Annotated in this window: 16 protein-coding genes and 2 other RNA genes; 7 read left to right on the top strand and 11 right to left on the bottom strand. The window is 58.2% G+C overall.

Annotation, left to right across the window (positions count from 1 at the left end; translation table 11 throughout):
* Positions 1–16 precede the first annotated feature (16 nt).
* A non-coding RNA gene (locus tag AC1RKC_RS23450) (RtT sRNA) lies at positions 17–142 on the top strand.
* A gap of 72 nt (positions 143–214) precedes the next feature.
* Positions 215–340, top strand: a non-coding RNA gene (locus AC1RKC_RS23445) — RtT sRNA.
* 169 nt (positions 341–509) lie between these two features.
* Here the strand turns inward: AC1RKC_RS23445 and dhbA are convergent.
* Genes dhbA through AC1RKC_RS23425 form a run of 4 tightly spaced genes read right to left on the bottom strand, consistent with a single transcriptional unit; the run spans position 510 to position 4,971 of the window.
* Positions 510–1,268, bottom strand: a complete 759-nt coding sequence (dhbA, locus tag AC1RKC_RS23440) for a 2,3-dihydro-2,3-dihydroxybenzoate dehydrogenase (RefSeq protein ID WP_048760943.1) — start codon at positions 1,266–1,268, stop codon at positions 510–512.
* Positions 1,268–2,122, bottom strand: coding sequence for an isochorismatase (locus AC1RKC_RS23435; RefSeq protein WP_261286723.1), 855 nt, complete (start codon positions 2,120–2,122; stop codon positions 1,268–1,270). Before AC1RKC_RS23435 ends, dhbA begins: the two co-directional genes overlap by 1 nt.
* Positions 2,123–2,125: 3 nt before the next feature.
* The gene (locus AC1RKC_RS23430; protein ID WP_261102488.1) at positions 2,126–3,754 is read right to left on the bottom strand and encodes a (2,3-dihydroxybenzoyl)adenylate synthase; all 1,629 of its coding nucleotides are present in this window, start codon (positions 3,752–3,754) and stop codon (positions 2,126–2,128) included.
* An 8-nt stretch (positions 3,755–3,762) separates the two neighbouring features.
* Positions 3,763–4,971 (bottom strand): isochorismate synthase, encoded by a 1,209-nt coding sequence (locus tag AC1RKC_RS23425; RefSeq protein ID WP_116690030.1) that lies wholly within the window; start codon positions 4,969–4,971, stop codon positions 3,763–3,765.
* A 198-nt stretch (positions 4,972–5,169) separates the two neighbouring features.
* On the opposite strand from AC1RKC_RS23425, the gene fepB reads away from it, so the two are divergent.
* On the top strand, positions 5,170–6,129 hold the full coding sequence (gene fepB, locus AC1RKC_RS23420) for a Fe2+-enterobactin ABC transporter substrate-binding protein (protein ID WP_493092762.1): 960 nt from the start codon (positions 5,170–5,172) through the stop codon (positions 6,127–6,129).
* Here fepB and entS read toward each other — a convergent pair.
* Positions 6,116–7,384, bottom strand: coding sequence for an enterobactin transporter EntS (gene entS / locus AC1RKC_RS23415; RefSeq protein ID WP_020827967.1), 1,269 nt, complete (start codon positions 7,382–7,384; stop codon positions 6,116–6,118). The two genes, fepB and entS, sit on opposite strands and share 14 nt — an antisense overlap.
* Positions 7,385–7,518: 134 nt before the next feature.
* On the opposite strand from entS, the gene fepD reads away from it, so the two are divergent.
* Genes fepD through AC1RKC_RS23400 form a run of 3 tightly spaced genes read left to right on the top strand, consistent with a single transcriptional unit; the run spans position 7,519 to position 10,414 of the window.
* Positions 7,519–8,592, top strand: a complete 1,074-nt coding sequence (gene fepD / locus AC1RKC_RS23410) for a Fe(3+)-siderophore ABC transporter permease (protein WP_490635682.1) — start codon at positions 7,519–7,521, stop codon at positions 8,590–8,592.
* The gene (fepG, locus tag AC1RKC_RS23405; RefSeq protein ID WP_261450180.1) at positions 8,592–9,617 is read left to right on the top strand and encodes an iron-enterobactin ABC transporter permease; all 1,026 of its coding nucleotides are present in this window, start codon (positions 8,592–8,594) and stop codon (positions 9,615–9,617) included. Before fepD ends, fepG begins: the two co-directional genes overlap by 1 nt.
* Positions 9,614–10,414: an ATP-binding cassette domain-containing protein gene (locus AC1RKC_RS23400; protein WP_020827970.1), complete on the top strand. Its 801-nt coding sequence runs from the start codon at positions 9,614–9,616 to the stop codon at positions 10,412–10,414. Before fepG ends, AC1RKC_RS23400 begins: the two co-directional genes overlap by 4 nt.
* A gap of 77 nt (positions 10,415–10,491) precedes the next feature.
* On the opposite strand, the gene AC1RKC_RS23395 is transcribed toward AC1RKC_RS23400, so the two are convergent.
* Genes AC1RKC_RS23395 through fes form a run of 3 tightly spaced genes read right to left on the bottom strand, consistent with a single transcriptional unit; the run spans position 10,492 to position 16,020 of the window.
* A complete protein-coding gene (locus AC1RKC_RS23395) occupies positions 10,492–14,436 on the bottom strand; it encodes an enterobactin synthase subunit F (RefSeq protein WP_493092761.1) in 3,945 nt (1,314 codons plus the stop codon).
* Positions 14,437–14,468: 32 nt separating this feature from the next.
* The gene (locus AC1RKC_RS23390) at positions 14,469–14,675 is read right to left on the bottom strand and encodes an MbtH family protein (protein WP_020827972.1); all 207 of its coding nucleotides are present in this window, start codon (positions 14,673–14,675) and stop codon (positions 14,469–14,471) included.
* Positions 14,650–16,020 (bottom strand): enterochelin esterase, encoded by a 1,371-nt coding sequence (fes, locus tag AC1RKC_RS23385; protein ID WP_197821202.1) that lies wholly within the window; start codon positions 16,018–16,020, stop codon positions 14,650–14,652. The genes AC1RKC_RS23390 and fes overlap by 26 nt, the downstream gene beginning before the upstream one ends.
* A gap of 319 nt (positions 16,021–16,339) precedes the next feature.
* Between fes and AC1RKC_RS23380 the strand changes: the two genes are divergently transcribed.
* Entirely contained in the window at positions 16,340–18,619 is a 2,280-nt protein-coding gene (locus AC1RKC_RS23380; protein ID WP_122079953.1) for a TonB-dependent siderophore receptor, read from the top strand.
* A 181-nt stretch (positions 18,620–18,800) separates the two neighbouring features.
* Here the strand turns inward: AC1RKC_RS23380 and AC1RKC_RS23375 are convergent, their stop codons facing one another.
* The 3 genes from AC1RKC_RS23375 to budA all read right to left on the bottom strand — a co-directional run bounded on the left by AC1RKC_RS23375 (position 18,801) and on the right by budA (position 23,040).
* Positions 18,801–20,396, bottom strand: a complete 1,596-nt coding sequence (locus AC1RKC_RS23375) for an ABC transporter substrate-binding protein (RefSeq protein WP_046372995.1) — start codon at positions 20,394–20,396, stop codon at positions 18,801–18,803.
* A gap of 139 nt (positions 20,397–20,535) precedes the next feature.
* Positions 20,536–22,221 (bottom strand): acetolactate synthase AlsS, encoded by a 1,686-nt coding sequence (gene alsS / locus AC1RKC_RS23370; RefSeq protein ID WP_046372994.1) that lies wholly within the window; start codon positions 22,219–22,221, stop codon positions 20,536–20,538.
* 39 nt (positions 22,222–22,260) lie between these two features.
* Positions 22,261–23,040 carry an acetolactate decarboxylase gene (gene budA, locus AC1RKC_RS23365; protein WP_020827977.1) on the bottom strand — a complete coding sequence of 260 codons (780 nt, stop codon included), beginning with the start codon at positions 23,038–23,040 and terminating at the stop codon, positions 22,261–22,263.
* Between the last annotated feature and the right edge of the window lie 434 nt (positions 23,041–23,474).

Raw genomic sequence — 23,474 nt, 5'->3', positions numbered from 1 at the left:
AAACTCCTTGATCACATACTCCGCCGTATCGTGCTGGATGAGAACCTGCGTTCAGGTTCGAGCCGAGCGAAGCGAGATGACAACGCACAGCGTTGCCCGCAGGGCGAGGCCCAAGGCCGAGTCAATCCTGCACGACCCACCAATACAGAAAAAGCGCCTTTAGGCGCTTTTTTCGCATCTGCGCTACCTTATTCCCGCAAACTCCTTGATCACATACTCCGCCGTATCGTGCTGGATGAGAACCTGCGTTCAGGTTCGAGCCGAGCGAAGCGAGACGACAACGCACAGCGTTGCCCGCAGGGCGAGGCCCAAGGCCGAGTCAATCCTGCACGACCCACCAATACAGAAAAAGCGCCTTTTGGCGCTTTTTTCGCATCTGCGCCCTGATAATCTCTATAAGCCTCACCACGTCCGCCCTGCCCCTGAAAATAATCATGCCCCTGCGCCGCCAATAGAAAAGGCGCTGCAAGCAGCGCCCTTGGGCTATCCTGGCGTTGTCGAGCGGATTATCAGGCCGCCAGCGTCGCCCCGCCGTCAATCACGATATCCTGCATGGTGATATGGCTGGCGCGATCGGAAGCCAGGAACAAAATGGCATCGGCGATTTCCTGCGGTTGGGCAATTTTACCCAGCGGAATACCCAGCTTGAACTGTTCCGGGAAACCGTTGATGGTGTTCTGTTCCCCCGTTTCGTCCTGCCACATGCCGCGCTGCATCGGGGTATTGGTCGAGCCGGGCGAAACCAGGTTGCAACGTACGCCATAAGGCGCCATTTCCAACCCCACGGTTTGGCACAGGCTACGCAATGCCGCTTTGGAAGCGCAATAGGCCGCCATGCCAACACGCGGCACATGCGCCGCATTGGATGCCACGCTGACAATAGCGCCGCGTCTCTGGCGACGGAATACCGGCAGGGCATGGCGGAACATATTGAATGCACCCCCGGCATTAACCGCCATGCAGGCCAACCAGTCTGCGGTGCTGGTTTCGTCCGCCAGCCCCATGCGCAGAATACCGGCGCCGTTGACCAACACGTCCAACTCACCCTGCTCCGCCAGCAAACGCCCGCACAGGGCATCTACCGCATCGCTGTCGGCGATATCCAGCACTTCGGTGCGAAACGCATATTCCGGTTCGCCAAAGTGCTTATCGAAACCAATTACCTCGGCACCGGCCCGCACAAACGCCAATGCGGTCTCCAGGCCAATCCCGGCGCCCGCGCCGGTAACCCAGACTCGTTTGCCGGCAAAATCGCCCTGTTGACTCATCAGGCTTTCCCCTCTGACAACAGCGCCCACCAACCATCAATGGTCGGGTTCTTTGCCAGGGCGATAAAATCGATATCGCCGCGGATCTTACGCCAGCGCGCCGCCAGCTCCATGATCCGCACTGAATCCAGACCGTAGTCGATCAGGTTCTCGTCGTCACCCATGTCCTCGCTGTCTTCGTCGAGGAAAGGCATGATTTGCTGACGCAACGCCGCTTTGCTGGTGATCCCTGGCAGCAGTTCGGCGGTGGTGACCACGCGGCCACAGCGGCCGGCCGTGTAACGCAGCGCCATCAGGTGCTCTTCGCGAGAGAAGTCGGCCAGACCATCAGCAACCATAAACGGCTGAATGTTACGCATAAAGGCATCTAGCGCCGTGGTCATACAGCCGATATGGGCGTAAACACCACAGATGATCAGTTGATCGCGGCCTGACTCCTGCAGAATTTCCTGCAGCGGTGAACGGTGAAAGGCGCTGTAACGCCATTTGACCAGCACAGTGTCGTCTTCTTCCGGCGCCAGCGCGGCGACTACCGCCTGTTGCTCCGGGTGCTTGTTCAATCCAGGCCCCCACATATCATTGAGCAACGCCCGATCTTCATCGCTCTGCTGATTAGGCTGCGCGGTGTAAAACACCGGGATGCCCTGGGACTTGCAGTAGCGGCGCAGGTTGGCGATGTTCTCCACTACCTGTTTGATCAACGGGCTGTCTTCACCCCAGAAATTCAGAAAATACTGCTGCATGTCGTGGATCAACAGTGCAGCGCGCTGCGGTTCCACCGTCCAGCTCACTTTGTTGGTCGGCAGTTCAGCCTGAGTCGGCAACGCGTAATCATTAAGTTTTGGAATGGCCATGACTTATTCTCCCTGGACCTGAGTCAGTTGTTGCGCCTCCAGGCGTTGGCGCAACAGTTTTTTATCCACTTTGCCAACCGGGGTGAGCGGCAGCGTCTCAACCTGTATAAAGCGGTCGGGTAATTTGAATTCGGCCACGCCCTCGGCGCGTAAATGGCGACGCAAAACGACCGGTTTCAATGGGCTGGTGGCGATAATGTAGGCGCAGCTTTTTTCGCCCATCAACTCGTCCGGCATCGAAACCAACGCCGCATTGATCACTTCCGGATGACGCAGCAGCAGGTTTTCGATCTCCTCGGCGGCAATCTTCTCACCACCGCGGTTGATTTGGTCTTTCTGCCGCCCTTCAACCTTCACGTAGCCGTCTTCAGTCAGGCTAATCAAGTCGCCGGAGCAGTAGAAACCGTCTTTATCGAAGGCGGCGGCATTATGTTCCGGGCTTTGGTAATAACCGCGGAAGGTATAGGGGCCACGGGTCATCAGACGCCCGGTCTCGCCGACAGGCAGCGGATTACCGTCGTCATCGGCCACCCAAAGTTCGTCATCCGGCGACATCGGGCAGCCCTGAGTAGTCAAAATATGCTGCTCGTCATCATCCAGCCGGGTGTAGTTCACCAGGCCTTCCGCCATGCCGAACACCTGCTGCAGCTGACAGCCGATTTCGGCCGGAATGCGCGCGGCCAGGGTTTCCCCCAGCTTGGCACCGCCCACCTGCAGCAGCTTCAGGCTGGCCAACTGCTGGCAACCGCCCCATTCCTCAATGGCCTGCAGCCACAGCGTTACCGCCGGCGGCACCAGCGCAGTCACGTTGATCTGATGCTGGTCGATCAAACGGAAGCATTGCCCGGCATCCGGATCGCTGGCGAACACCACCAGCCCACCACCGTAAAACACGCCCAACACGCCAGGCGAGCTCATCGGATAGTTGTGTGCTACCGGCAGTGCGCACAGATAACGGGTTTCGTCATCAAAATGACAAATCTCCACGCTGCGGCGAATGCTGTAGTAGTAGTCGTTGTGGGTACGTGGGATCAGCTTCGGCGTGCCGGTACTGCCACCGGAGAGTTGGAAGAACGCTACCTGATCGGCCGCGGTTGGCGCAGCCACGAAATCGCCGCAATCCTCTTCCAGCCAGCTCGCCAGCGACTGCTCACCCTGTTCCTCACTGCGCAAAGCGACCAGGCGCAATGAAGGATGTTCAGCGCGAAACGTCGTCAGGAATTCGTCGTTACCGAACAGGCCATGCTGACGATCGGCAATCAGCAACGCCGGTTTGATCTGTGCCGCATAGGCGTTCAGCTCATTGCGTTGGTGGCTAAACAGCGCATTTACCGGCACCACGCCAATTTTCAACAGCGCAAAGAAAGTCACGTAGAACTCGACCACGTTACCCAACTGCACCAGCGCGGTATCGCCGCTGTGTATGCCCCGACGCAGCAAGGCCGCAGCCAGTCGATCGGAGAGTTGATTAAGCTGGCGATAGCTCAGGCTGCGTTGCGGGTCGATCAGCGCGATGGCGTCATTTTTAGCCTGGCGGGTGATGATGTCGGTCAATGGCCGGTCGGTCCAATATCCCCGTTCGCGATAGCGACGGGCTAATGCCTCAGGCCAGGGAGTAAAAGCAATGCTCATGGAAATGTCTATCCTTGGTTCAGGCCAAACGCCCGCGAAATGGTACTGAGTTTGGTGCCGGTTTCGTGCCATTCAGATTCCGGCGAAGAGTCTTGCACAATGCCGGCTCCGGCAAAGAGTCGCACCTGGTTGCCCTGCACCGTGCCACAACGGATGGTCACTACCCACTCCCCGTTGCCTTCGGCATCACACCAGCCGACGATGCCGCCAAACAGGCCGCGATCAAAAGGCTCCAGTTGCTTGATCACCTGATGCGCCAGCGCCGTTGGCGTACCGCACAGCGCCGGTGTCGGATGCAGCAAGCAGGCCAACGACAACGCGTTTTCCGCCCGGCTGGCGGCCTCGCCGTCGATTGGCGTAGACAAGTGCCACAGCGTGGTGGTGCTCAATAATTCAGGCGAGGTGGGGATATTCAAATAACTGCAGCGATCGGCCAGCACCTGCCGCATACCTTCGGTAACAAACTGGTGCTCGTAGAGATCTTTCTCGGAAACCAACAGCTGTTGGCTGACTTCACGATCCCGCTGCGGGTCGGCGTCACGACGGGCGGAGCCTGCCAGCGGGTTGGAATAAAATTGTGCGCCGGATTTACGCAGTAGCAGTTCAGGGCTCGCGCCCAGCAATGCTCCCTGTTCCAACGGCACATGGAAATGGAAGCCATGCGGGTTTTGCGCGATGATACGCGCCATCAATGCCTGACTGTCTACCGGTTCGCGTGTTTCAATCTCCAGCAGGCGTGACAGCACCACTTTATCCAGTTGGTCACCACGGGTTGCTTCCACCGCATCTGCCACCATCTGCATGAAAGGCTGTTGTGCCGGCACTTCATTTTGGCTGATAATTTCCGGCAGGGCTTCCTGTGGTGAGGTTACGCCAGCCAAAAAGGCATCGCGCTCAAACCACTGGGTGTGCTGGGGAATAAAAAGCGCAGAGGGTTGATGAGTATCGAACGGGATCGCGCCGCACAGAACCGGGTTTTTCACCCCCGCCAGTTTGGCTTCGGCAAAAGCATGCCGTACCGCCTGCTGGAACTCGCCGTTAAGCTGATCCCCGCCCTGGGCCGGCAGCGTGATTTTAGCGAAGCAGCCCTGGGTGCTCAGGCTACGGAAAGGAGAGGTAAAGAAAAAGCCGGAGGTCGGCGACACGCCTGCTACGGACGACTCGCTCTCCTTGCTGTGCGGCTTCTTCTGCCCGGTACCCTTTACTGTCACGCTCATCGGTTCTCCCTTTCGTATCATGAACAATAACCCGTATAATAATGATTATCATTTGTATTGAATCGCGTTAAATTACCCTCGTGAATATGCTATGTCAATAAATGTAAACAGTTCTTCTATTCATTATCGTGCTATAAAACCAGCAGTTTTAATTATATAAATGATAAGTATTACTATTTAAATTCTAAGGAATGCTTTATGAAGAAGAACCTGTTCTTCGGCTTCGCACTGTTTGGCATGTTAGCCATGGGTGCAGCCCATGCCACAGAGGCCTGTTGGCCGCGTAAAATCGAAACCTCTCACGGCGTAGTGACCCTGCAGCAGCCCCCTACCCGCATCGTTTCCACCAGCGTAACCGTCACCGGCACCCTGCTGGCGATTGATGCGCCAGTGATCGCCAGCGGCGCCACCACGCCCGGCAGCCGTCTGGCGGACTCACAAGGTTTTTTCCACCAATGGAGCGCTATCGCAACGCAGCGCGGCGTAAAGCGCCTATACATTGGTGAACCCAACGCAGAAGCCATTGCCGGTGAAGCGCCTGACCTGATCATCATCTCCGCTACCGGCGCCGACTCCGCCGTACGCCTGTACGATCAGCTGTCCGCCATTGCCCCGGTGCTGGTGGTCAATTACGACGACAAAAGCTGGCAGGCGCTGGCGATAGAGCTGGGCCAGGCCACCGGGCACGAAGCCAAGGCGCAAAAAATCGTTGATGATTTCGATAGCCGCGAAAAGTCGCTCAAACAGCGTATGACGCTGCCGGAACAACCGACCTCCGCTCTGGTCTTCAGCGCCGACGGCAAGTCAGCCAACCTGTGGACCGCCGAATCTTCCCAGGGGCAAATGCTCAAGCAGCTGGGTTTCACCCTGGCGGTTCCGTCTGACAAGTTGAACAACAGCCGCAGCATGGGTATGCGTAAGGACATCATTCAGCTCGCCGGGGAAAACCTGGCGGAAGGGCTGAACGGCCAGACGCTGATGCTGTTTGCCAACAACGAAAGCGATGCGCAGCGGCTGATGGCCAATCCTTTCCTCGCTCACCTGCCGGCGGTGCAGCATAAGCGGGTTTATGCGCTGGGCAATGACACCTTCCGACTGGACTACTACAGCGCCAGCAACCTGCTGACGCTGTTGGAAAAACAGTTTATTTCTCAGTAGATCCCGCGGCGGGCTGGAGATCGCTTTCCTGCCCGCCAAGGCTCACCTGACGCAGACCTTTCATCGCGAACGCCAGTACCACACCCAGTACCGCCACGCCAAAACCGAAGCTGGTTGAAGTCATGGCCGGCAACATAAACGCCCCCATCGCCCCCAGCAGCAGGGCACCCAATGCGTCCCCCACCACGTTTTGCGCCGTCCACAGGCCATTAATGCGCCCCAGGAAAGCATCCGGCGTCAGGTTCTGAATCAGCCCGTACTGCAGTAATGAGTTCAATGCGCTCAGGTAGCCAAACACCACCAGGAAGAACAGTGCCAGACCGTACCAGGGCATCAGGCCGAACAGGCCGATAGCGACAAACGCGCCAATCGCCGTCATCAGCATCATCCAGCCCGGCCGCGCCACGTGCGCCACCCGGCCACTGGTAAAGGCGCCAATTGCCGCGCCCAGCGGCACGGCGGAATACATAAAGCCCAGCTGCGCCGCACTGACCTGCCACATGCCGGACATCGCCGGGTACAGCACTCGCACCGCGCTGGCCATGGTCAGCAACGCGCCGATCAGCGCCACCATGCCAATCACCCGGTTACGAAACAGGAAGCCAAATCCCCCGGCCAGTGCGCGCAGCGGATGCTCACGCGGCTGAGGGGGTGGCAACAACTGTGGCAGCTGCAATAAAGGGATCAACGTCAGCAAGGTGCCGAAGGCCGCCAAAGCGTAGTTCCAGGTCACGCCGGCGTTGGCAATCACCAACCCGCCGATCGCCGGGGAAAGAATGGAGCCAAAACGCACCGTCAGCATGCTGATGGCACCGGCCTGAACGATATTTTCACGCCCAACCAGCGCAGGCGTCGCCGCCAGCAACGCCGTCACGCCTACCGCCCCGAAGAACCCGTCCCAAACCGCCAGCAGATAAATCAGCGTTAATGACGGCGCAGGTAAAGCGGCGTTTAAACAAAGACCGATAAACCCAATACCACAGGTGGAACGAGCGAAGAGGATCAGACGGCGGCGCTCGTAGCGGTCAGCCAGTACGCCCCCCATCAGCAAACCGGCAAACATGCCGCTGCCGGCCAGCGTCACGGACAACCCGACCAGCAACGTCGACCCGGTCAGGGCCTGGATCTGCACCGGGATGGCAATGGCCATCAGCCCGAGCGCCAGAATGGAAATAAAACGCGCGCAGAACACAGCGCGAAAGGCGCTATTGGTCTTAAGCAGGCCAAAATCAAGCAAAATAGAGGGCTTACTCATTAGCTTTCTCACCACAACTAAAGAAAAGGGGCAGCGTCTGTGCTGCAATAGCGAAGGGACTCATGGTACCATAGATGAAAACAATCAATAATGATAATAAATATCATTCATATTCAATAAAATAATGGATTGTTATGTTACGGATTACACGCAATTGCACACCGTCCATTCCGCTGTCCAGGGACCGTCTTACGGGTGGCACTCCCCGCTCATTTCGTCGCAAGCTGCTTGGCTTGCTGATTGCCGTTTGCGCCCTGTTGGTCGTCATGCTGCTCAGCCTGTCGCTCGGTGCCAAATCTATCCCCTTCGACACGGTTATCCAGGCGCTCAACGGCCAATGTAGCGGCGCCGACTGCACCATCATTACCAACGCCAGGCTGCCGCGCACGCTGATCGGCGTGCTCGCGGGTATCGCCCTTGGCCTGTCCGGCGTGCTGATGCAAACCCTCACCCGCAATCCGCTGGCCGACCCCGGCATTCTCGGCGTTAACGCCGGCGCGGGGTTTGCCGTGGTATTGGGCATCACTTTCTTTGGTGCCGCCCACGTCGGCGAATATCTGTGGTTCGCCTTTGCCGGCGCAATGTTTGCCGCCCTGCTGGTGGCGCTGATCGGCGCATTGGGTGGCAGCAGCCTGAACCCGGTTCGCCTGACGCTGGCCGGCGTTGCGCTGGCGGCGGTGCTGGAAGGCATGACCTCCGGCATTTCCCTGTTGAACCCGCTGGTCTTCGATCAGCTGCGTTTTTGGCAGGCCGGTTCGCTGGATATTCAAAATATGCAGGTGGTGCGCACCGTTGCCCTGCCGATCCTGCTGGGCACAGCAATCACGCTGTGGATGAGCAAATCGCTGAACAGCCTGAGTATGGGCAATGAGTTAGCCACCGCGCTGGGCACCGGTATCGTCCGCACCCAGTTGCTGGGGTTGCTGGCGATCACATTGCTGTGCGGTGGCGCCACCGCCGCCGTTGGTCCGATAGCCTTTGTCGGGCTGATGATGCCGCACATTGCCCGGCGACTGGCCGGCTCCGAGTTGCACTGGATGCTGCCGTGGACCTTGGTATTGACCCCTATCCTGCTGCTGAGCGCCGATCTGATCGGCCGCTTCCTGGTCGCCGGTGAACTGCGCGTTTCCATCGTCACCGCGCTTATTGGCGCACCGCTGCTGATTATGCTGGTTCGTCAACGCCATATGTTCAGGAGGCAGCGCTAATGTCGATGTCCGCAGCCCGTCTGATGGCCAACCACAAAATGCGCGCCTTGTCGCGCCCGGCGCTAACCGCGCTGCTGCTGTTGCTTGCCGCTCTGGCACTGGCGATTTATGCCCTGGGTTCCGGCGCTCTGTCGCTCAGCGCTCTGCAGGTGATCGATGCCTTACGCGGTGAAGGCCCGGCCAACCTGTCGGTGATCGTTACCCAGTGGCGTTTGCCTCGCGTGATAATGGCGCTGTTGTTAGGTGCCGCGCTCGGTATCAGCGGCGCCATCTTCCAATCGCTGCTGCGTAACCCGCTCGGCAGCCCGGACGTCATCGGTTTTAATACCGGCGCTTACAGCGGCGTACTGGTGGCAATAGTGCTGTTTAACGGCGGCATTCTCGGCATCACCTCCGGGGCACTGGCCGGTGGCTTGCTGACCGCCGCGCTGATTTATCTGCTGGCATGGCGCAACGGCGTCGAGTCATTCCGTTTGATTATCGTCGGTATTGCCGTTCGCGCCCTGCTGGTGGCCGGCAATACCTGGCTGATCATCAGCGCTTCGCTGGAGTCCGCCATGACCGCCGGACTGTGGAGCGCCGGTTCGCTCAACGGCGTGACCTGGGCGAAAAGTTTGCCGGTGCTGGCGGTGATTGCGCTGTGCTGCCTGTTGCTGTTGATGCTGGCCCGCCGCATGCGGCTGCTGGAGATGGGCGATGACACCGCCTGCGCACTCGGTGTGCCGGTGGAGCGCTCACGCGTGCTGCTGTTATTGGTCGGCGTTACCCTGACTGCCGCCGCCACCGCCGTCGCCGGGCCGATCTCCTTTATTGCGTTGGTGGCCCCCCAGATTGCGCGACGCCTGTGCGCCAACCGCAGCGTCCTGTTGCTGACAGCCCTGACGGGTGCCCTGTTGCTGCTGCTCGCCGATGTCGCGGCGCAACGCCTGTTTATGCCTTATCAGTTGCCGGTCGGGGTATTGACCGTCAGCCTGGGCGGCATTTATCTGATTTGGCTATTAATCCGTGAGTCACGAAAAAAATGAATGCTGAACTCTTACAGCCCGCGCCGTTACGCGCCGAAAACCTGACGCTCGGCTATGACAAAAAAATCGTCGCGCGCGACCTTTCCGTTTCTATTCCGCACGGTGAACTGACGGTCATTATCGGGCCGAATGCCTGCGGAAAATCGACCTTGCTGCGCACTCTTAGCCGCCTGATGCAGCCGCAGGCCGGTGCCATCTGGCTCAACGGCAAACACATTAGCGACTATGCCACCAAAGAGGTGGCTCGCCAGTTGGGGCTGTTGCCACAAAGCTCGACCGCGCCGGGTGACATTACCGTGTTTGATCTGGTGGCACGCGGTCGCTATCCGCATCAGCGCCTGTTCAGCCGCTGGCGTGAAGAAGACCAGCAGGCGGTCGAACAGGCCATGCGCTCCACCGGCGTGTTTGAACTGGCTGAACAGCCGGTTGATACGCTTTCCGGCGGACAGCGTCAGCGGGTCTGGATTGCCATGGTATTGGCGCAGCAAACGCCGTTGCTGCTGTTGGATGAGCCGACCACCTGGCTGGATATCAGCCATCAGATCGACTTGCTGGAACTGATGCGCCAGTTAAACCGTGAAAATGGCCATACGCTGGTGGTGGTGCTGCACGATCTCAACCATGCCTGCCGTTACGCTACGCATCTGATTGCCATGCGCGACGGTAAAGTGGTGGCCGAGGGGGCACCGAAGGATATTGTGACGCCGGAATTGATCGAAAAGGTCTACGGTCTGCGCTGCATGATCATTGACGATCCCGTCTCGCACACGCCGTTGGTGGTACCGCTGGGTAAGTAATCGAGATTGTAGGGGCCCAGCATGCTGGGCCCGCGTTAATCGGGACGAATGTATTCGTCCCCTACCATCACTGGGTATTATAAAGCGCGAAGTATGCGGTTCAACAACGGTCCTAATACCTTGAACGACGTTGGTGAAACGATATCCACGTGCGCGCAGTCCAGTTCATGAACCTGTAGCGCGTCCACATATTGCGACCAGGTCTGCTGAACATCCATCCCCTCCTGCAACGTCTGGCGCGCGACAAACAGCGTCGCCTGTCCTTTGAAGTTCGCCGTATGGGTGGCTGAAAGCAGACGAACCGAATCGGCATAGTTGGCTTCGATATTATCGAACATGGCTACGCGGGTTTCGCCCAATGCCGGATCCAGCGCATCTTCAGACACCGCCAGGAACTGCTGACGTTCGCGCTGAACTTCTTTCAACACGTTGTCATCCAACATCACGTCCCAGTTTTGCGTTTCCGGCGGATAGGTATCCAGCAGCCCAAGGAAAGCCACTTCTTCACCCTTTGCCTGTAAGCGCGCGGCAATGCCTTGTGCCAGAGTGCCGCCCAGCGAGTAACCGATAAAGTGATACGGGCCGTGCGGTTGCACTTGCAACACCGTCTCCAGATGCGCGTCGCATACCTGGTCCATATTTTCGCTCAGCGCCAACGGGCCATCCGGCCGTGGTGACTGAATACCCACCAGCGACCAGTGCTGATCGATATAGCGCGGCAACACGCTGAACTGCCATGAGAAGCCGGATGCCGGATGCAGGCAGAACAGCGTTGGTCCTTCGGTGGTGCGCAGCGGCAGAACGCGGTCAAAACCGGTTTTGTCAGCTTCTTCCTGGGTGCGTTCTTCGGCCAACAGCTGCGCCAGCTGTTCCACGCGGGAAGCCACCATCACCTGGCCTACCGACACCGCCTTGCCCAGTTCACGCCGCAGCTCCGCCGCCAAACGCATCGCCAACAGCGAGTGCCCGCCGAGGGCAAAGAAGTCATCGTCGGCAAACACGGTTTCGCGTTGCAGCAGGCGGGCGAACACCGCAGCGATCGCCGTCTCCAGCCCCGCTTGCGGCTCACGCCCTGCGGCGCGGGCAGCGCCCTGCGGTTGCGGCAACGCTTTACGATCCAGCTTGCCATTGGCACTCAGCGGCAGAGTATCCATCTCGACCAGCGCCACCGGCACCATATGCGGCGGCAGGCGATCGGCCAACGCTGCGCGGAGCGCGTCAAGATCAAGGCGCACACCGGGCTGCGCCACCAGATAGCCCACCAGTTGACGAGCATCGCCGCCGCCAGGATCGGTTGGCGTATTTTCCAGCACCAGCGCGTGAGTCACCGCCTGTTTAATCCCCGGCAGCGACAGCAAAGCATGGTCGATTTCACTCAACTCAATACGTTGCCCACGTATTTTTAACTGATCGTCACTGCGGCCAAGGTATTCCACCTCGCCTCCCGGCAGCCAACGGGCGACGTCACCCGTGCGATACATCCGCCCGCCATCGCCGTCAGGATCGGCCACAAAGCGGCTGGCGGTCAGTTCCGGTCGTCCCAGATAGCCGTGCGCCAGTTGCACACCGGTAAGGTACAAATCACCGGCGACGCCCGGCGGCACTGGCCGCAGGCGCGTATCGAGGATGCGTAAACCGGTGTTCCAAACCGGTAAACCAATCGGCACATTGGCGCCAGTGACGGCTGCCAAGGCTTCGCCCCAGGCCGGATGCCAGCTGACGTCCACCGCCGCTTCGGTCGGCCCGTACAGGTTATGCAACGGCACCGCAGTGCGGCTTTGCCACAGGCGGCACAGTTCCGCCGGCAAGGCTTCACCACTGCAAAATACCTGGCGTAACGGCGCACAACACGCCACCGCCTGCGGGCTATCCAACGCGCTGACGAAGGCCGCCAGCATCGAAGGGACAAAGTGCATGGTGGTGACACGATGTTGATCAATCAACTGGAGCAACTGTTCCGGATCGCGATGCGCTTCAGGCGGGGCCATCACTAACTGGGCCCCCACTATCAGCGGCCAGAAGAATTCCCATACCGAAACGTCAAAACTGCAAGGCGTTTTCTGCAGCACCACATCGCCTGCCGCCATAGGATACTGATGTTGCATCCACAGCAACCGGTTGGCGATCGCCTGATGCCCCACCAACACGCCTTTCGGTCGTCCGGTCGAGCCGGAGGTAAAGATAATATAGGCCGGGTGATGCGGCGTCGGTCCATTGAGCGTGACGTTGGCTGCGCTGTCTATCGGCAACGGCGCGTCATACAGCAAGATCTCACCCTTGCCGGCAAAACGTGCCTGCTGGGTCGGTTCGGTGATAATCAGGCGCGGCGCAGCGTCCTCCAGCATCATGCCAAGACGCTCGTCAGGATAACCGGTATCCAGCGGCAAATAGGCCGCCCCGGCTTCGACGATGGCCATTAACGCCAGAGACAAAAAGACCGAGCGCGGTAAGGCGACGGCAACGATATCACCCGGTTGTACGCCCTGCTCCGTCAACTGACGCGCCAGCGCGGCAACCTGCTCACGAGTTTCGCGATAGGTAAATTGGTACTGCGCATCGGCCAGCGCCGGGGCGTCAGGGGTTTTCTGCGCCTGCTCCGCCAGCAGCCCGCTGAGGGTTTGCGCCTTCACCGGATGTGCCGTGTCATTAACCCGGGCCAACAGTTGGCGGTCTTGCTCGGTGAGCAAATCGGCATCGCCAATCGGCATCTGAGGCTGTGCGGCAAACTGACGCAACAACAGAGGCAGGCGTTGCAGATGCGCCGCCAGCTCATCGCGCTGATAACGTTCGGCATTAGCCAACAGATCGACCTTCAGCGTACCGGCCTCGTCGAGGTACAACGCAATCTCCAGATCACGGACCGGCCCGGAGGCCAGCTCATGGGTGATGCCTTCGATACCGCCGAAGTCCAACTGGAAATCGAACATCTTAAAGTTGAATACCGTGCCGTACAGCGGTTGGGCATCGCCAATTCGCCCCAGATCGCGCTGCACCTGCTCCGCCTCGTAGCGCTGATGGCGGCGAACGGTTTTTAACTCACGACCAATATTACCGGCGACCTCGCTCAGCGTAGCCTGAGGGTCGAGGTGCATTTCGATCGGCAAGACGTTAATCACCGGTCCGTTGGCACAGAGCGCGGCCGAACCGGTACGGCGCATAAAGATAAAACCGGCGCTGAAGCTGGCATGTCCGCTCAGGCGTGAAACCCACAACGCAACCAGCGCCAGTGCCATATCTGCCACGCTGAACTGCTGCTGACCGGCGTTCACCAACTGCGTGAAATCTTGTCGGTCGCACAGCTGTGACAAGCGGTGAATACGGGTGGTTGGCGTCTGCCCGGCCAACGGTTGCGGGCAAAGGGTGGCAGGCGTCGGCAATTGCTGTGCCTTGTTCAACCAGAAGGCAGCGTCGCGCTGAGAGGTGGGCGATTGCGCATAACGCTGATATTCCTCGACCACTTCGCTGAATGCGCTGAAGGGCGTCGGATCCGGCCGTTCATTGTGCAACGTCCGGGTGTAAATATGGGCAATTCTGCGGGCAATGGCGGTAAAACTGAAGCCATCTACCAGAATATGATGATAACGCTGATACCAAAACCAGCGCTGTTCCGACAGGCGGATCAGCATATGACGATATAACGCATTGCCGCTACCGATGCGCAAATCACCGGACATATCCAACTGCATGAGGGCACGCGCCGCTGCAGCGGCATCGGGGGATTCGCTGAGATCGATGTATTCTACCGGCAGGATCGCCAGCTCGGGGTCATGCCACTGCATCGGCACCCCGTCACGCTCTTCAAAGCGGAACTGCAGGGTATCTACTTCCGACAGCCCCTGCTCAATCGCACGCAACAGGCACGCCTGATCCAGCGGGCCATTCAGCTCAATATAGTGGGAAACCGCATAGGCGTTGGCATGCGGTGAAATCTGATCGGCAACCCAGATCCCGGGTTGCGCGGCGACCAACGGCAGTTCAGTGGCGAACGGCCGTTCGGTCGGTAATAAATTCCGGTCTGACAAGGTACTGACTCCTGTTATCGGTATTGGCGCCATCACGCCTTACGCAGCGAGGCGGGCCGCATATCCTGCCAATGCTGTTCCAGCCAAATCACGCACAGCGGACGTGCCGCCGGGCCAAACACCGGCGTCCACCCCGCCGGCACTGCGCTAAAGTCTGGCCACAGGCTGTATTGCAATTCATCATTCTGCACAATCAGGCAGCTTTGTTGCTCGTCATCGAACGGGTTCAGAGTTTCCATCGCGGACTCCTTGGGCAGTGAAGGTTAGCTTGATCGAGGTGGCAGAAGATTGGTCCGCCCACAGTGCCTGCAGACCGTCTATCAGGCCGCCACGCCAGCACAAATGATCGTGTCCCCCGGCCACCACCCGGTATTGCACCCGGTGACCGGCATCACGCAGCAAGTCCGCCATCCGATCGTTGACCCGGCGCGCCACTTTTTCATGCACGCCGGCTTCCATAAACACCTTCAGCTTGCCTTTGCCAACGCCCTGCTCAACCTGATGCAGTAACCAACCGGCATCGGCCGGGATTTCCGCAAGCTGATACATGTCGCGACGTGGCCACCAGAAAGAGCTGGACTGGCAAATCACCCCGCCGAAGCTCTGCGGCCAGTGCAGCCCGGCATACAGCGATGACAAGCCGCCAAAACTTTGGCCGCACACCAGAGTACGGGCAGGATCGCGCTGGTACGGCGCCCATTCGGCGACCTGCGGCAGCAATTCTTCTTGTACCGCCAGCCAGAAATCTGCATTGCAGGCCAGCTCCTGGGAGCGGTGTTTAAGATCGATAATGTCAATCAACAGATAAACCGCTTCCGGCAGCTTGCCCTCGCGGGTCAACTGCATCAGCGGATCCCAGACCGGCATGTTGCTCGCCCAGAATTGACCGTCCAGCAATATCGCCAGCGGACGTTGTGTTGGATCGCCTTCGCCGGTGGTATAAACCCAGACATTACGGGTATTGCCCAGACGCTCGCTGTGCCAGCTGTGGCGCTGCAGTTTCGCCGGGGGGGCTGGAGTACAACGCCCGCTGGCGACCGCATAGCGATCGAAATCCTGCCAGGCCGGTTGCGGCAGCGCTTCCGGCATATGCAGACCTGACAATACATGGCCGCCGACACCAGCCCAGGAACGATGGGGATTCAGCAGGTCCTGGGTCGCACCGGCAAACACCTGATGCCACCAATGGCGGACCGAATGCATATTAACGTGCGCATCCTCATCACTGGGGGCCAGTGGCCGGTCGTCCATACAGGGGATAAAGCAGTAGCTGCCGCGCCAGTCGGCGCTGAGCTCGGTCTGCCAGTACCAAACGTCGGTCCCTTCCAGCCGTTGCAGGCTCTGCGGCGGCGACGACTGATGATGGTCGGTCAGACAATTGATGTGGATCCAGACGCGTCGATAGGCTGAAGTGAGTTCACATCCCTGGGGGTCACGCCATAAAAAGGTGACCTTCCCGCGTCCATCCCCTTGCAGCTCCACCAGCGGCGTGCCGCGTTTGGCGATATTCAGCCACCATCCATGGCGCCCGGCGTGCTTGCTTGATAATAATCTGCTGCTTTCTGACTCGGATTTTGTTTTCAAACGCCTATTCACTATTTAGCTGGCAGCTTCAGGAAAGCCGGTAATTTCGCGGCGCGAGGCGCTGCCCAAGAAAACGGTAAGTCGAATACTATTGATAATTATTTGCGTTTGCAATAGTGTGTGTAGGCTCGTAAACAGGGCAGGTATTCTTCAACAGGGACGGATGCCGAATTTAAGCGCTGAATCCAATGTCGTGGCCGCTGCGTCTTGGCCGATTGGGTTTCTCTTTCCGAAAACAAAAAACTACAACCGCCCTTCTCATAGCCGGAGAGCTACTGCTTCGGTGCCCGGAGAAAGGCAGCAAGGTAGGAACTCTCAGATGAACAGCAAATTATCACGTTATTCCTTAGCCACACTCATCGGGTTAGGGTTAGGCGCGTCCGCTTTTGCACACGCCGCACAGCAAACTGACACCAGCCCAGAAACAGACAAGGTCGCCAAAAGTAAAAAAGAAGCCGCCGAAGACACTATTGTCGTCACTGCCGCCAAGCAAAACTTGCAGGCACCTGGGGTTTCTACCATTACCGCCGACGAAATCAAAAAGCGCCCACCTGCCCGTGATATCAGCGAGCTGATCCGCACCATGCCCGGCGTTAACCTGACCGGTAACTCCACCAGCGGCCAGCGCGGCAACAACCGCCAGATCGATATCCGCGGCATGGGCCCGGAAAATACCCTGATCCTGATTGACGGCAAACCGGCCAGCAGCCGCAACTCGGTGCGTCAGGGCTGGCGCGGTGAGCGTGATACCCGCGGCGATACCGCCTGGGTCCCGCCGGAAATGATTGAACGTATCGAAGTGCTGCGCGGCCCCGCGGCAGCCCGTTACGGTAACGGCGCCGCCGGCGGCGTGGTCAACATCATCACCAAGAAGAACACCAAAGAGCTGCACGGCTCGCTGAACACCTATTTCGACGTGCCGGAGCACAAGCAGGAAGGCTCCACCAAGCGTACCGACTTCAGCCTGTCCGGCCCGCTGACCGACCAGTTGAGCTTCCGCCTGTTCGGGGGTTACAGCAAAACTCAGGCCGATGCCTGGGACATTAACGAATCGCATAAATCCGAGCGAGTGGGTGCCTACGCCAGCAGCATTCCTTCCGGCCGTGAAGGGGTGGTAGATAAAAATATCGACGCCTTGCTGCACTGGGACTTCGCGCACCTGCAGTCGCTGGAGTTTGAGTATTCCTATGGCCGTCAGGGCAACCTGTACGCCGGTGACACTCAGAACACCAACACCAATGCGCTGGTACAGAGCAACTACGGCAAAGAAACCAACCGTATCTATCGCGAGACCTTCGGCCTTAACCACCGCGGTGCCTGGGACAATGGCGTCAGCACCAATAACTACGTTCAGTTCGAGCGCACCCGCAATACCCGCCTGAACGAAGGGTTGGCCGGCGGTACCGAAGGTATCTTCGACGCTAAAAACGAAGGCTTCGGCACCACCAAGCTGGACGATTTCCTGGCGCACAGCGAAGTCAGCGTGCCATTTGAACTGGGTGTGACGCAAACCGCCACCCTGGGTACCGAATGGAACCAGCAACGCATGAAGGACGGTTCATCCACCAGCCAAACGATGATGGGGGGCACCATTCCCGGTCAAGGTAGCGGTACTCGTAGCCCTTACGCATCCGCCCATATCTTCTCGCTGTTTGCCGAAGACAACATGGAGCTGACCGACAGCACCATGCTGACGCCGGGCCTGCGTTACGATCTGCACTCCGAAGCCGGTAACAACTGGAGCCCGTCGCTGAACCTGTCACAGGAACTGGGCGACAACTTCACCCTGAAAATGGGCATCGCCCGCGCCTACAAAGCGCCTAACCTGTACCAGACCAACCAGAACTATTTGCTGTACAGCAAAGGTCAGGGTTGTTCGTCCAGCGATGTCAAAAATGGCTGCTATCTGCTGGGTAACGACGACCTGAAGGCAGAAACCAGCGTCAATAAAGAAGTCGGGTTGGAATTCCACAATGAAGGCTGGCTGGCCGGCGTGACTTATTTCCGCAACGATTACCACAATAAAATCGAAGCGGGCAATAGCCGTATCGGCACCAGCAGCACCGGCACAGCCGTGTACCAATGGGAAAACGTGCCGAAAGCGGTAGTCCAGGGCCTGGAAGGCACGTTGAACGTGCCGGTCAGCGAGACCGTCTCCTGGAGCAACAACGCCACCTATATGATCGAGAACAAGAACAAGAGCACCGGCGACTACCTGTCGGTGATCCCCAAGTTCACCATCAACTCGACGCTGAGCTGGCAAGCGACCCAGGATCTGTCGATGCAATCGACCCTGACCTGGTACGGCCGTCAGAAACCGAAGAAGTACAACTACCAGGGTAAACCGGTCAGCGGTACTGAAACCAAGGAAGTCAGCCCTTACGCCGTGGTAGGTGCCAGCGCGACCTATGATGTGACCAAAAACATCAGCCTGACGGCGGGTATCGACAACCTGTTCGACAAACGTCAGTTCCGCGAAGGTAACTCGCAGAACGTGGGTGACCCAACCACCGGTGCCATTAACATTGCCGGTGCAGGTGCCGCCACCTACAACGAACCGGGTCGTACTTACTATATGAGCGTGAATACCCATTTCTAAACGGCCAGCTTAATCAAGACTGCTAACCCCCACTAAGGGGCTAAACCGGTAGGGGTCGAACATGTTCGACCCGATTAAATCCAGTGTTTATGCAACTGGGCGCAGCATGCAGCGCCCCTACCATAAAAAAGCAGAGCCGATTGCCAACGACCTAAGGGGCTGCCATGCAGCCCCTTTTTTATTATTTCTCCAGCGAAACCTGTTTGAAGATGTGTTTGCCGAAGGGATCGATCTCGTAGCCTTTCACCTCTTTGCGCACCGGTTCAAAAATGGTCGAATGGGCAATCATCAACGCCGGCATCTGATCATGCATCATCACCTGTGCCTGTTCATACATTGCCACCCGCTTGGCGTGATCGTTTTCCTCACGCGCTTGCGAAATCAACTTGTCGAACGGCGGATAGCACCACTTGGCCGAGTTCGAACCGCCGTTGGCCGACACGCAGGTAAACAACGGGCCAAAGAAGTTATCCGGATCGCCATTGGCCGTAGTCCAGCCCATCAATGCCGTTTGATGCTCGCCATTTTTTATCCGCTGCAGATACTCGCCCCACTCGAAGGTGACAATCTTGGCCTTCACGCCAATCTTCGCCCAGTCGGACTGGATCATCTCCGCCATGCGCTTGGCATTCGGGTTGTAGGGCCGCTGTACCGGCATCGCCCACAGATCTATCGCAAAGCCCTGCCCCAGCCCTGCCTCTTGCAGTAACTTTTTGGCTTTCTCCGGGGAATACGGGTAATCCTCAATCTTGTCATTGCTGCCCCACTGGGTCGGCGGCAACAGGTTCTTCGCCGGCTGGCCCGCGCCGTGGAACACCGCTTCGAGGATCGCCGGTTTGTTCACCGCCAGCGCCAGCGCCTGCCGAACCTTGACGTTATCCAGCGGTTTTTTCTGGGTATTGAACGCCAGGAAACCGATATTCAGACCGGACTTCTCCATGACCTGGATATTGGGATCCTGACGCATGCGTGTCAGATCCGCCGGGTTAGGAAACGGCATGACCTGGCACTCATTTTTTTGCAGTTTGGCATAACGCACCGCCGCATCCGGGGTAATTGAGAACACCAGGCGGTCAACCTTGGGTTTGCCTTCCCAATAGTGGTCGAACGCCTTATAGAGGATCTTCGCATCCTTCTGGTACTGCACCAACTGGAAGGGACCGGTGCCGATCGGGTCGTTGTCCACCCGCTGCGGGGTACCGGCCTTTAGCATCGCATCGGCATATTCGGCGGAGAGAATGGTGGCGAAATACATGCCGAGATCGGCCACGAATGGCGCTTCTGCGCGCGAAAGTTCAAAGCGCACGGTATTATCGTCCACTTTGACAATGTTGTTGATCAACGTGCCGAACTCCATCGACTCAAAGTTGGTGTAAGCGCCGTTGGAAACCTTGTGATAAGGGTTATTGGCGTCTTTTTGCCGCATGAAGGAGAAGATGACGTCGTCGGCGTTGAAATCGCGGGTGGGGGTAAAGTATTTATTGCTCTGGAATTTCACCCCCTTGCGCAGGTGAAAAGTGTAATTTTTGCCGTCTTCGCTCACCTGCCAGCTTTCGGCCAGGCTGGGCTGCAGCTCAACGGTGCCGGTTTTGAAGTCCACCAATCGGTTGTAGATCGTCGCCGAACTGGCGTCCACCGTCGGGCCCGAGGTAAACAACTGCGGGTTAAACCCTTCCGGTGAGCTTTCAGAACAATAAACCAGCGTACTGGCGCGCGCACCGCCCATCACTGCCAAAGCCAATAATCCCAGCGTCATTGTGAGTGTTTTTGTTTTCATCCTGCCATCCCCGGTATAGAAAATAGACTCGATGGATACCAATAAATCATGAAGTTAGGGATGTAAAGAACAAATTTTAGGCATAAAAAACGGGGAGCGCCGCGTACGGCATTCCCCGTGGTTTTTACGCCTGATGAAATTAAATCATCTGGCTGAAGTTCATCTGCGCCATCAACTTGTAGTTGTCGGCGTAATCGACCGGAATGGCCACCACGACCGGCCCCTGGATTTCCATCGCCCTGCGTAACATGGGCCGCAGGTCATCCACCGACTGCACCGCAAACCCGACCGCCCCGCACGCCTCGGCATAGGCTTTAAAATCGATAGGGCCGAATTCCACCCCGGATTTGCGGCGGTATTTGTTCACCTCCTGCATTTCCACCATGTTGTAGGCGTTATCCACCCAAATCACGTGCACGATGTTATTTTTCAGCCGCACGGCGGTTTCCAGTTCCATGCTCGACTGCATAAAACCGCCGTCGCCGGAAATCGACACCACTTTGTCGCCCGGCCGCACCAGCGCCGCGCCGATGGCCCACGGCAGCGCCACCCCCATGGTCTGCTGGCCGTTGGAAATCAGCAGTTGGCGCGCACGGAAGCTGTAAAGGTAACGCGCAATCCAAATGTGGAAACTGCCCATGTCCACACACAACGTCACGTCGTCGCTGACAATATCCTGCAGCTCTTTGACGATGCGCAGCGGGTGGATTGGCATACCACCGCGCCGTGCGGCACGTTCCGCCAGTTCGGTACGCTGGCGACCAAGATCGCTGAGGATCGATTCCACTTCGGCCGGCACGCTCACCACGCTGTTAAAGGCTTCGGTCATCATGTCGAGCGTGGCGCTGATATTGCCCACCAGCTCGACGTCCGGACGATAGCAGGTATCGATGTCGGCCGGCAGCACGTCGATATGCACCAGTTTCAATCGCCCCTGGCTGTTCCACATGCAGGGATCGTATTCGATCGGGCCATAGCCGACGCTGACCACCAAATCGGCTTTCTGCAGCAGCTGGTCGGCCGGTTGGTTGTTGAACAAGCCGACGCGGCCGGCAAAGCGTGCAAAGTGATTAACGTCGATCACCCCTGCCGCCTGGTAGGTCCCCACTACCGGCATATGAGTGCGATGCAGCAGTTGGCGCACCGCCTCGCTGTTTTCCGGGCGGCTGGCCTGCAGCCCCAGCAACAACACCGGGCACTTCGCCTGTTGGATCAGCTTAACCGCGGCGCGAATATCCTCGGCAGCGGCGGCCCCCATTCGCGGCAACCGACATCCCGCCAGCACCGGGGCGCTGACCGGCTCATTGACGATGTCCATCGGCAGGCTGACAAAAGACGCCCCCGGACGGCCGAATTCGGCGTGGCGGAAAGCGTTGGCAATCACTTCAGAAATCGCCGAACCGGCATGCACTTCGGCACAATACTTGGTCACTGGCCGAAACATACTGACGGTATCCATGCTCTGGTGGGTCTGTTTGAGGTTGTCGGCACGCTTCACCGCCCCGCCGAACGCCACGACCGCATCCCCTTCCGAGGTGGCGGTCGCCAGCCCGGTGATCAAATTGGAACTGCCCGGCCCGGAGGTCACCAACGCCACCCCGGCCTTGCCGGTCAAACGCCCCACCGCCGCCGCCATAAACGCCGCGTTGGCCTCGTGGCGCACCACCACCGTTTCTATCGACGGCGCGTCTTCCAGCGAATCGAATACCCGGTCAATCTTGGCGCCCGGAATACCGAATACGTGTTTAACCCCCTGCGCCTCCAGATTTTTCACCACCAAATCTGCGCCACATGCCCAGTTATTGTCTGTTTTTGCCTTGTTCATGGAATACCTCCTGAAAATACACCCAGGACTGTCGCGGAATTAACCCTCGGCAGAACGAATTGCGCTATCCAAATCCTCGGGACAGAGGTCGGCGCGCAGAAAATCCGCATCATGCGGCAATTGAAGATTGAGGCGGGTGATCACGCCAAATTGCAGGCGACCGTGGTCAAGTTGGTAATCCAGCACGTGACCGCCACCGTTGCGATCGTCGGTGACAAAGTGCTCGTGATAACCGGCCACGCCAACGCCCTGCATATAATCAGGCGAACGGAAGCCGACCAGGGTGCCCTGACGTCGATGGAAGGCAAAGGTCGGCTGCTCTTCTATCGCCTCCAGCATCGGACGATAAGGCCGCTCTTGACGCGGCACGGTGCGGGTTTCCACATGGCTGAACTCGCCGTCGACGCGCAGCGCGCAGAACAGGTTCGGCGAAGCCACCTGCTCATCGATGCACTGGTGCAACTGCGCCTTGGTGATCGGACTGTCGAAGTGTTGGGTAACGCTAGGTTGGAAAAAGGTGACAACGGCAAACGGGGTTTTCTGCTGCAAACTGGCCGGTCGTGCGCTGCCGTCGGCGCGCAACTGGTGAATTTCCTGGTCGAAGGCGATCAGTTCGCCGTCGAGGTGATTGAACGTTCCCAGGCCAAAGTTGCCGTGCTTGAGCAATTCGGCAATGGTGACCTCCCCTTCGTAAACGCCGCTGATCAGTGCGCTCATCAGCGAGATTTGATAGATCTCGCCCTCCCCAACGCTCAGCGACTGCCTGGCAAACCCTTGCGCCAAATGCTGCGCGCAGGAACACCCATGGTCTTCGTTCATAACTACTCCTCCACCAGCGCGGAGTGAAATGCTCCGCGCGTTCAAAAATGCCCACCCGTAGGTGAACAAAGATGTCGCCGGCAACGCGTTCAGTTGGAACGATTCAGCCAACGGCGACAAAAAAACCGGCACGGCAGGCCGGCGATGCCCAATGTCAACAACGGTTTAGATTCACTAATCATTGTTGGTAAACAGGGCATCAATTTGAACGGTTAATCTGGTGTTGAAGTCATCATCAATACCGCAGGCACACGCTGGAACCTGGGGGAAATTCTGTATTTAAAGTTCTAAAAACCGCGAGTTTTATGCATTTTCTCTCTGTGCGGCGGGGTTCACGGCATGCCATCGCTTTCCGTAAGCCCGAAAAAAGAGTAGCCGCATTGCGACGGCCGGAGAACCTGGTATTCATAAGAAACACTTTTGCATATAATGCA

Source organism: Serratia sp. GW822-FHT06E05, assembly GCF_058799445.1.
Note: the sequence above shows the minus strand (reverse complement) of the source record. Positions and strands in the feature narration are given on the sequence as shown.

What these genes read in the sequence shown, in the direction of transcription:
- AC1RKC_RS23400 (WP_020827970.1), top strand. Translation starts at nt 9,614, where the DNA reads ATGAATGCTGAACTCTTACAGCCCGCGCCGTTACGCGCCGAAAACCTG.
- AC1RKC_RS23430 (WP_261102488.1), bottom strand. Translation starts at nt 3,754, where the DNA reads ATGAGCATTGCTTTTACTCCCTGGCCTGAGGCATTAGCCCGTCGCTAT.
- fepB (WP_493092762.1), top strand. Translation starts at nt 5,170, where the DNA reads ATGAAGAAGAACCTGTTCTTCGGCTTCGCACTGTTTGGCATGTTAGCC.
- fepD (WP_490635682.1), top strand. Translation starts at nt 7,519, where the DNA reads ATGTTACGGATTACACGCAATTGCACACCGTCCATTCCGCTGTCCAGG.
- entS (WP_020827967.1), bottom strand. Translation starts at nt 7,384, where the DNA reads ATGAGTAAGCCCTCTATTTTGCTTGATTTTGGCCTGCTTAAGACCAAT.
- AC1RKC_RS23375 (WP_046372995.1), bottom strand. Translation starts at nt 20,396, where the DNA reads ATGAAAACAAAAACACTCACAATGACGCTGGGATTATTGGCTTTGGCA.
- dhbA (WP_048760943.1), bottom strand. Translation starts at nt 1,268, where the DNA reads ATGAGTCAACAGGGCGATTTTGCCGGCAAACGAGTCTGGGTTACCGGC.
- fepG (WP_261450180.1), top strand. Translation starts at nt 8,592, where the DNA reads ATGTCGATGTCCGCAGCCCGTCTGATGGCCAACCACAAAATGCGCGCC.
- AC1RKC_RS23390 (WP_020827972.1), bottom strand. Translation starts at nt 14,675, where the DNA reads ATGGAAACTCTGAACCCGTTCGATGACGAGCAACAAAGCTGCCTGATT.
- AC1RKC_RS23380 (WP_122079953.1), top strand. Translation starts at nt 16,340, where the DNA reads ATGAACAGCAAATTATCACGTTATTCCTTAGCCACACTCATCGGGTTA.
- AC1RKC_RS23435 (WP_261286723.1), bottom strand. Translation starts at nt 2,122, where the DNA reads ATGGCCATTCCAAAACTTAATGATTACGCGTTGCCGACTCAGGCTGAA.
- alsS (WP_046372994.1), bottom strand. Translation starts at nt 22,221, where the DNA reads ATGAACAAGGCAAAAACAGACAATAACTGGGCATGTGGCGCAGATTTG.
- budA (WP_020827977.1), bottom strand. Translation starts at nt 23,040, where the DNA reads ATGAACGAAGACCATGGGTGTTCCTGCGCGCAGCATTTGGCGCAAGGG.
- AC1RKC_RS23425 (WP_116690030.1), bottom strand. Translation starts at nt 4,971, where the DNA reads ATGAGCGTGACAGTAAAGGGTACCGGGCAGAAGAAGCCGCACAGCAAG.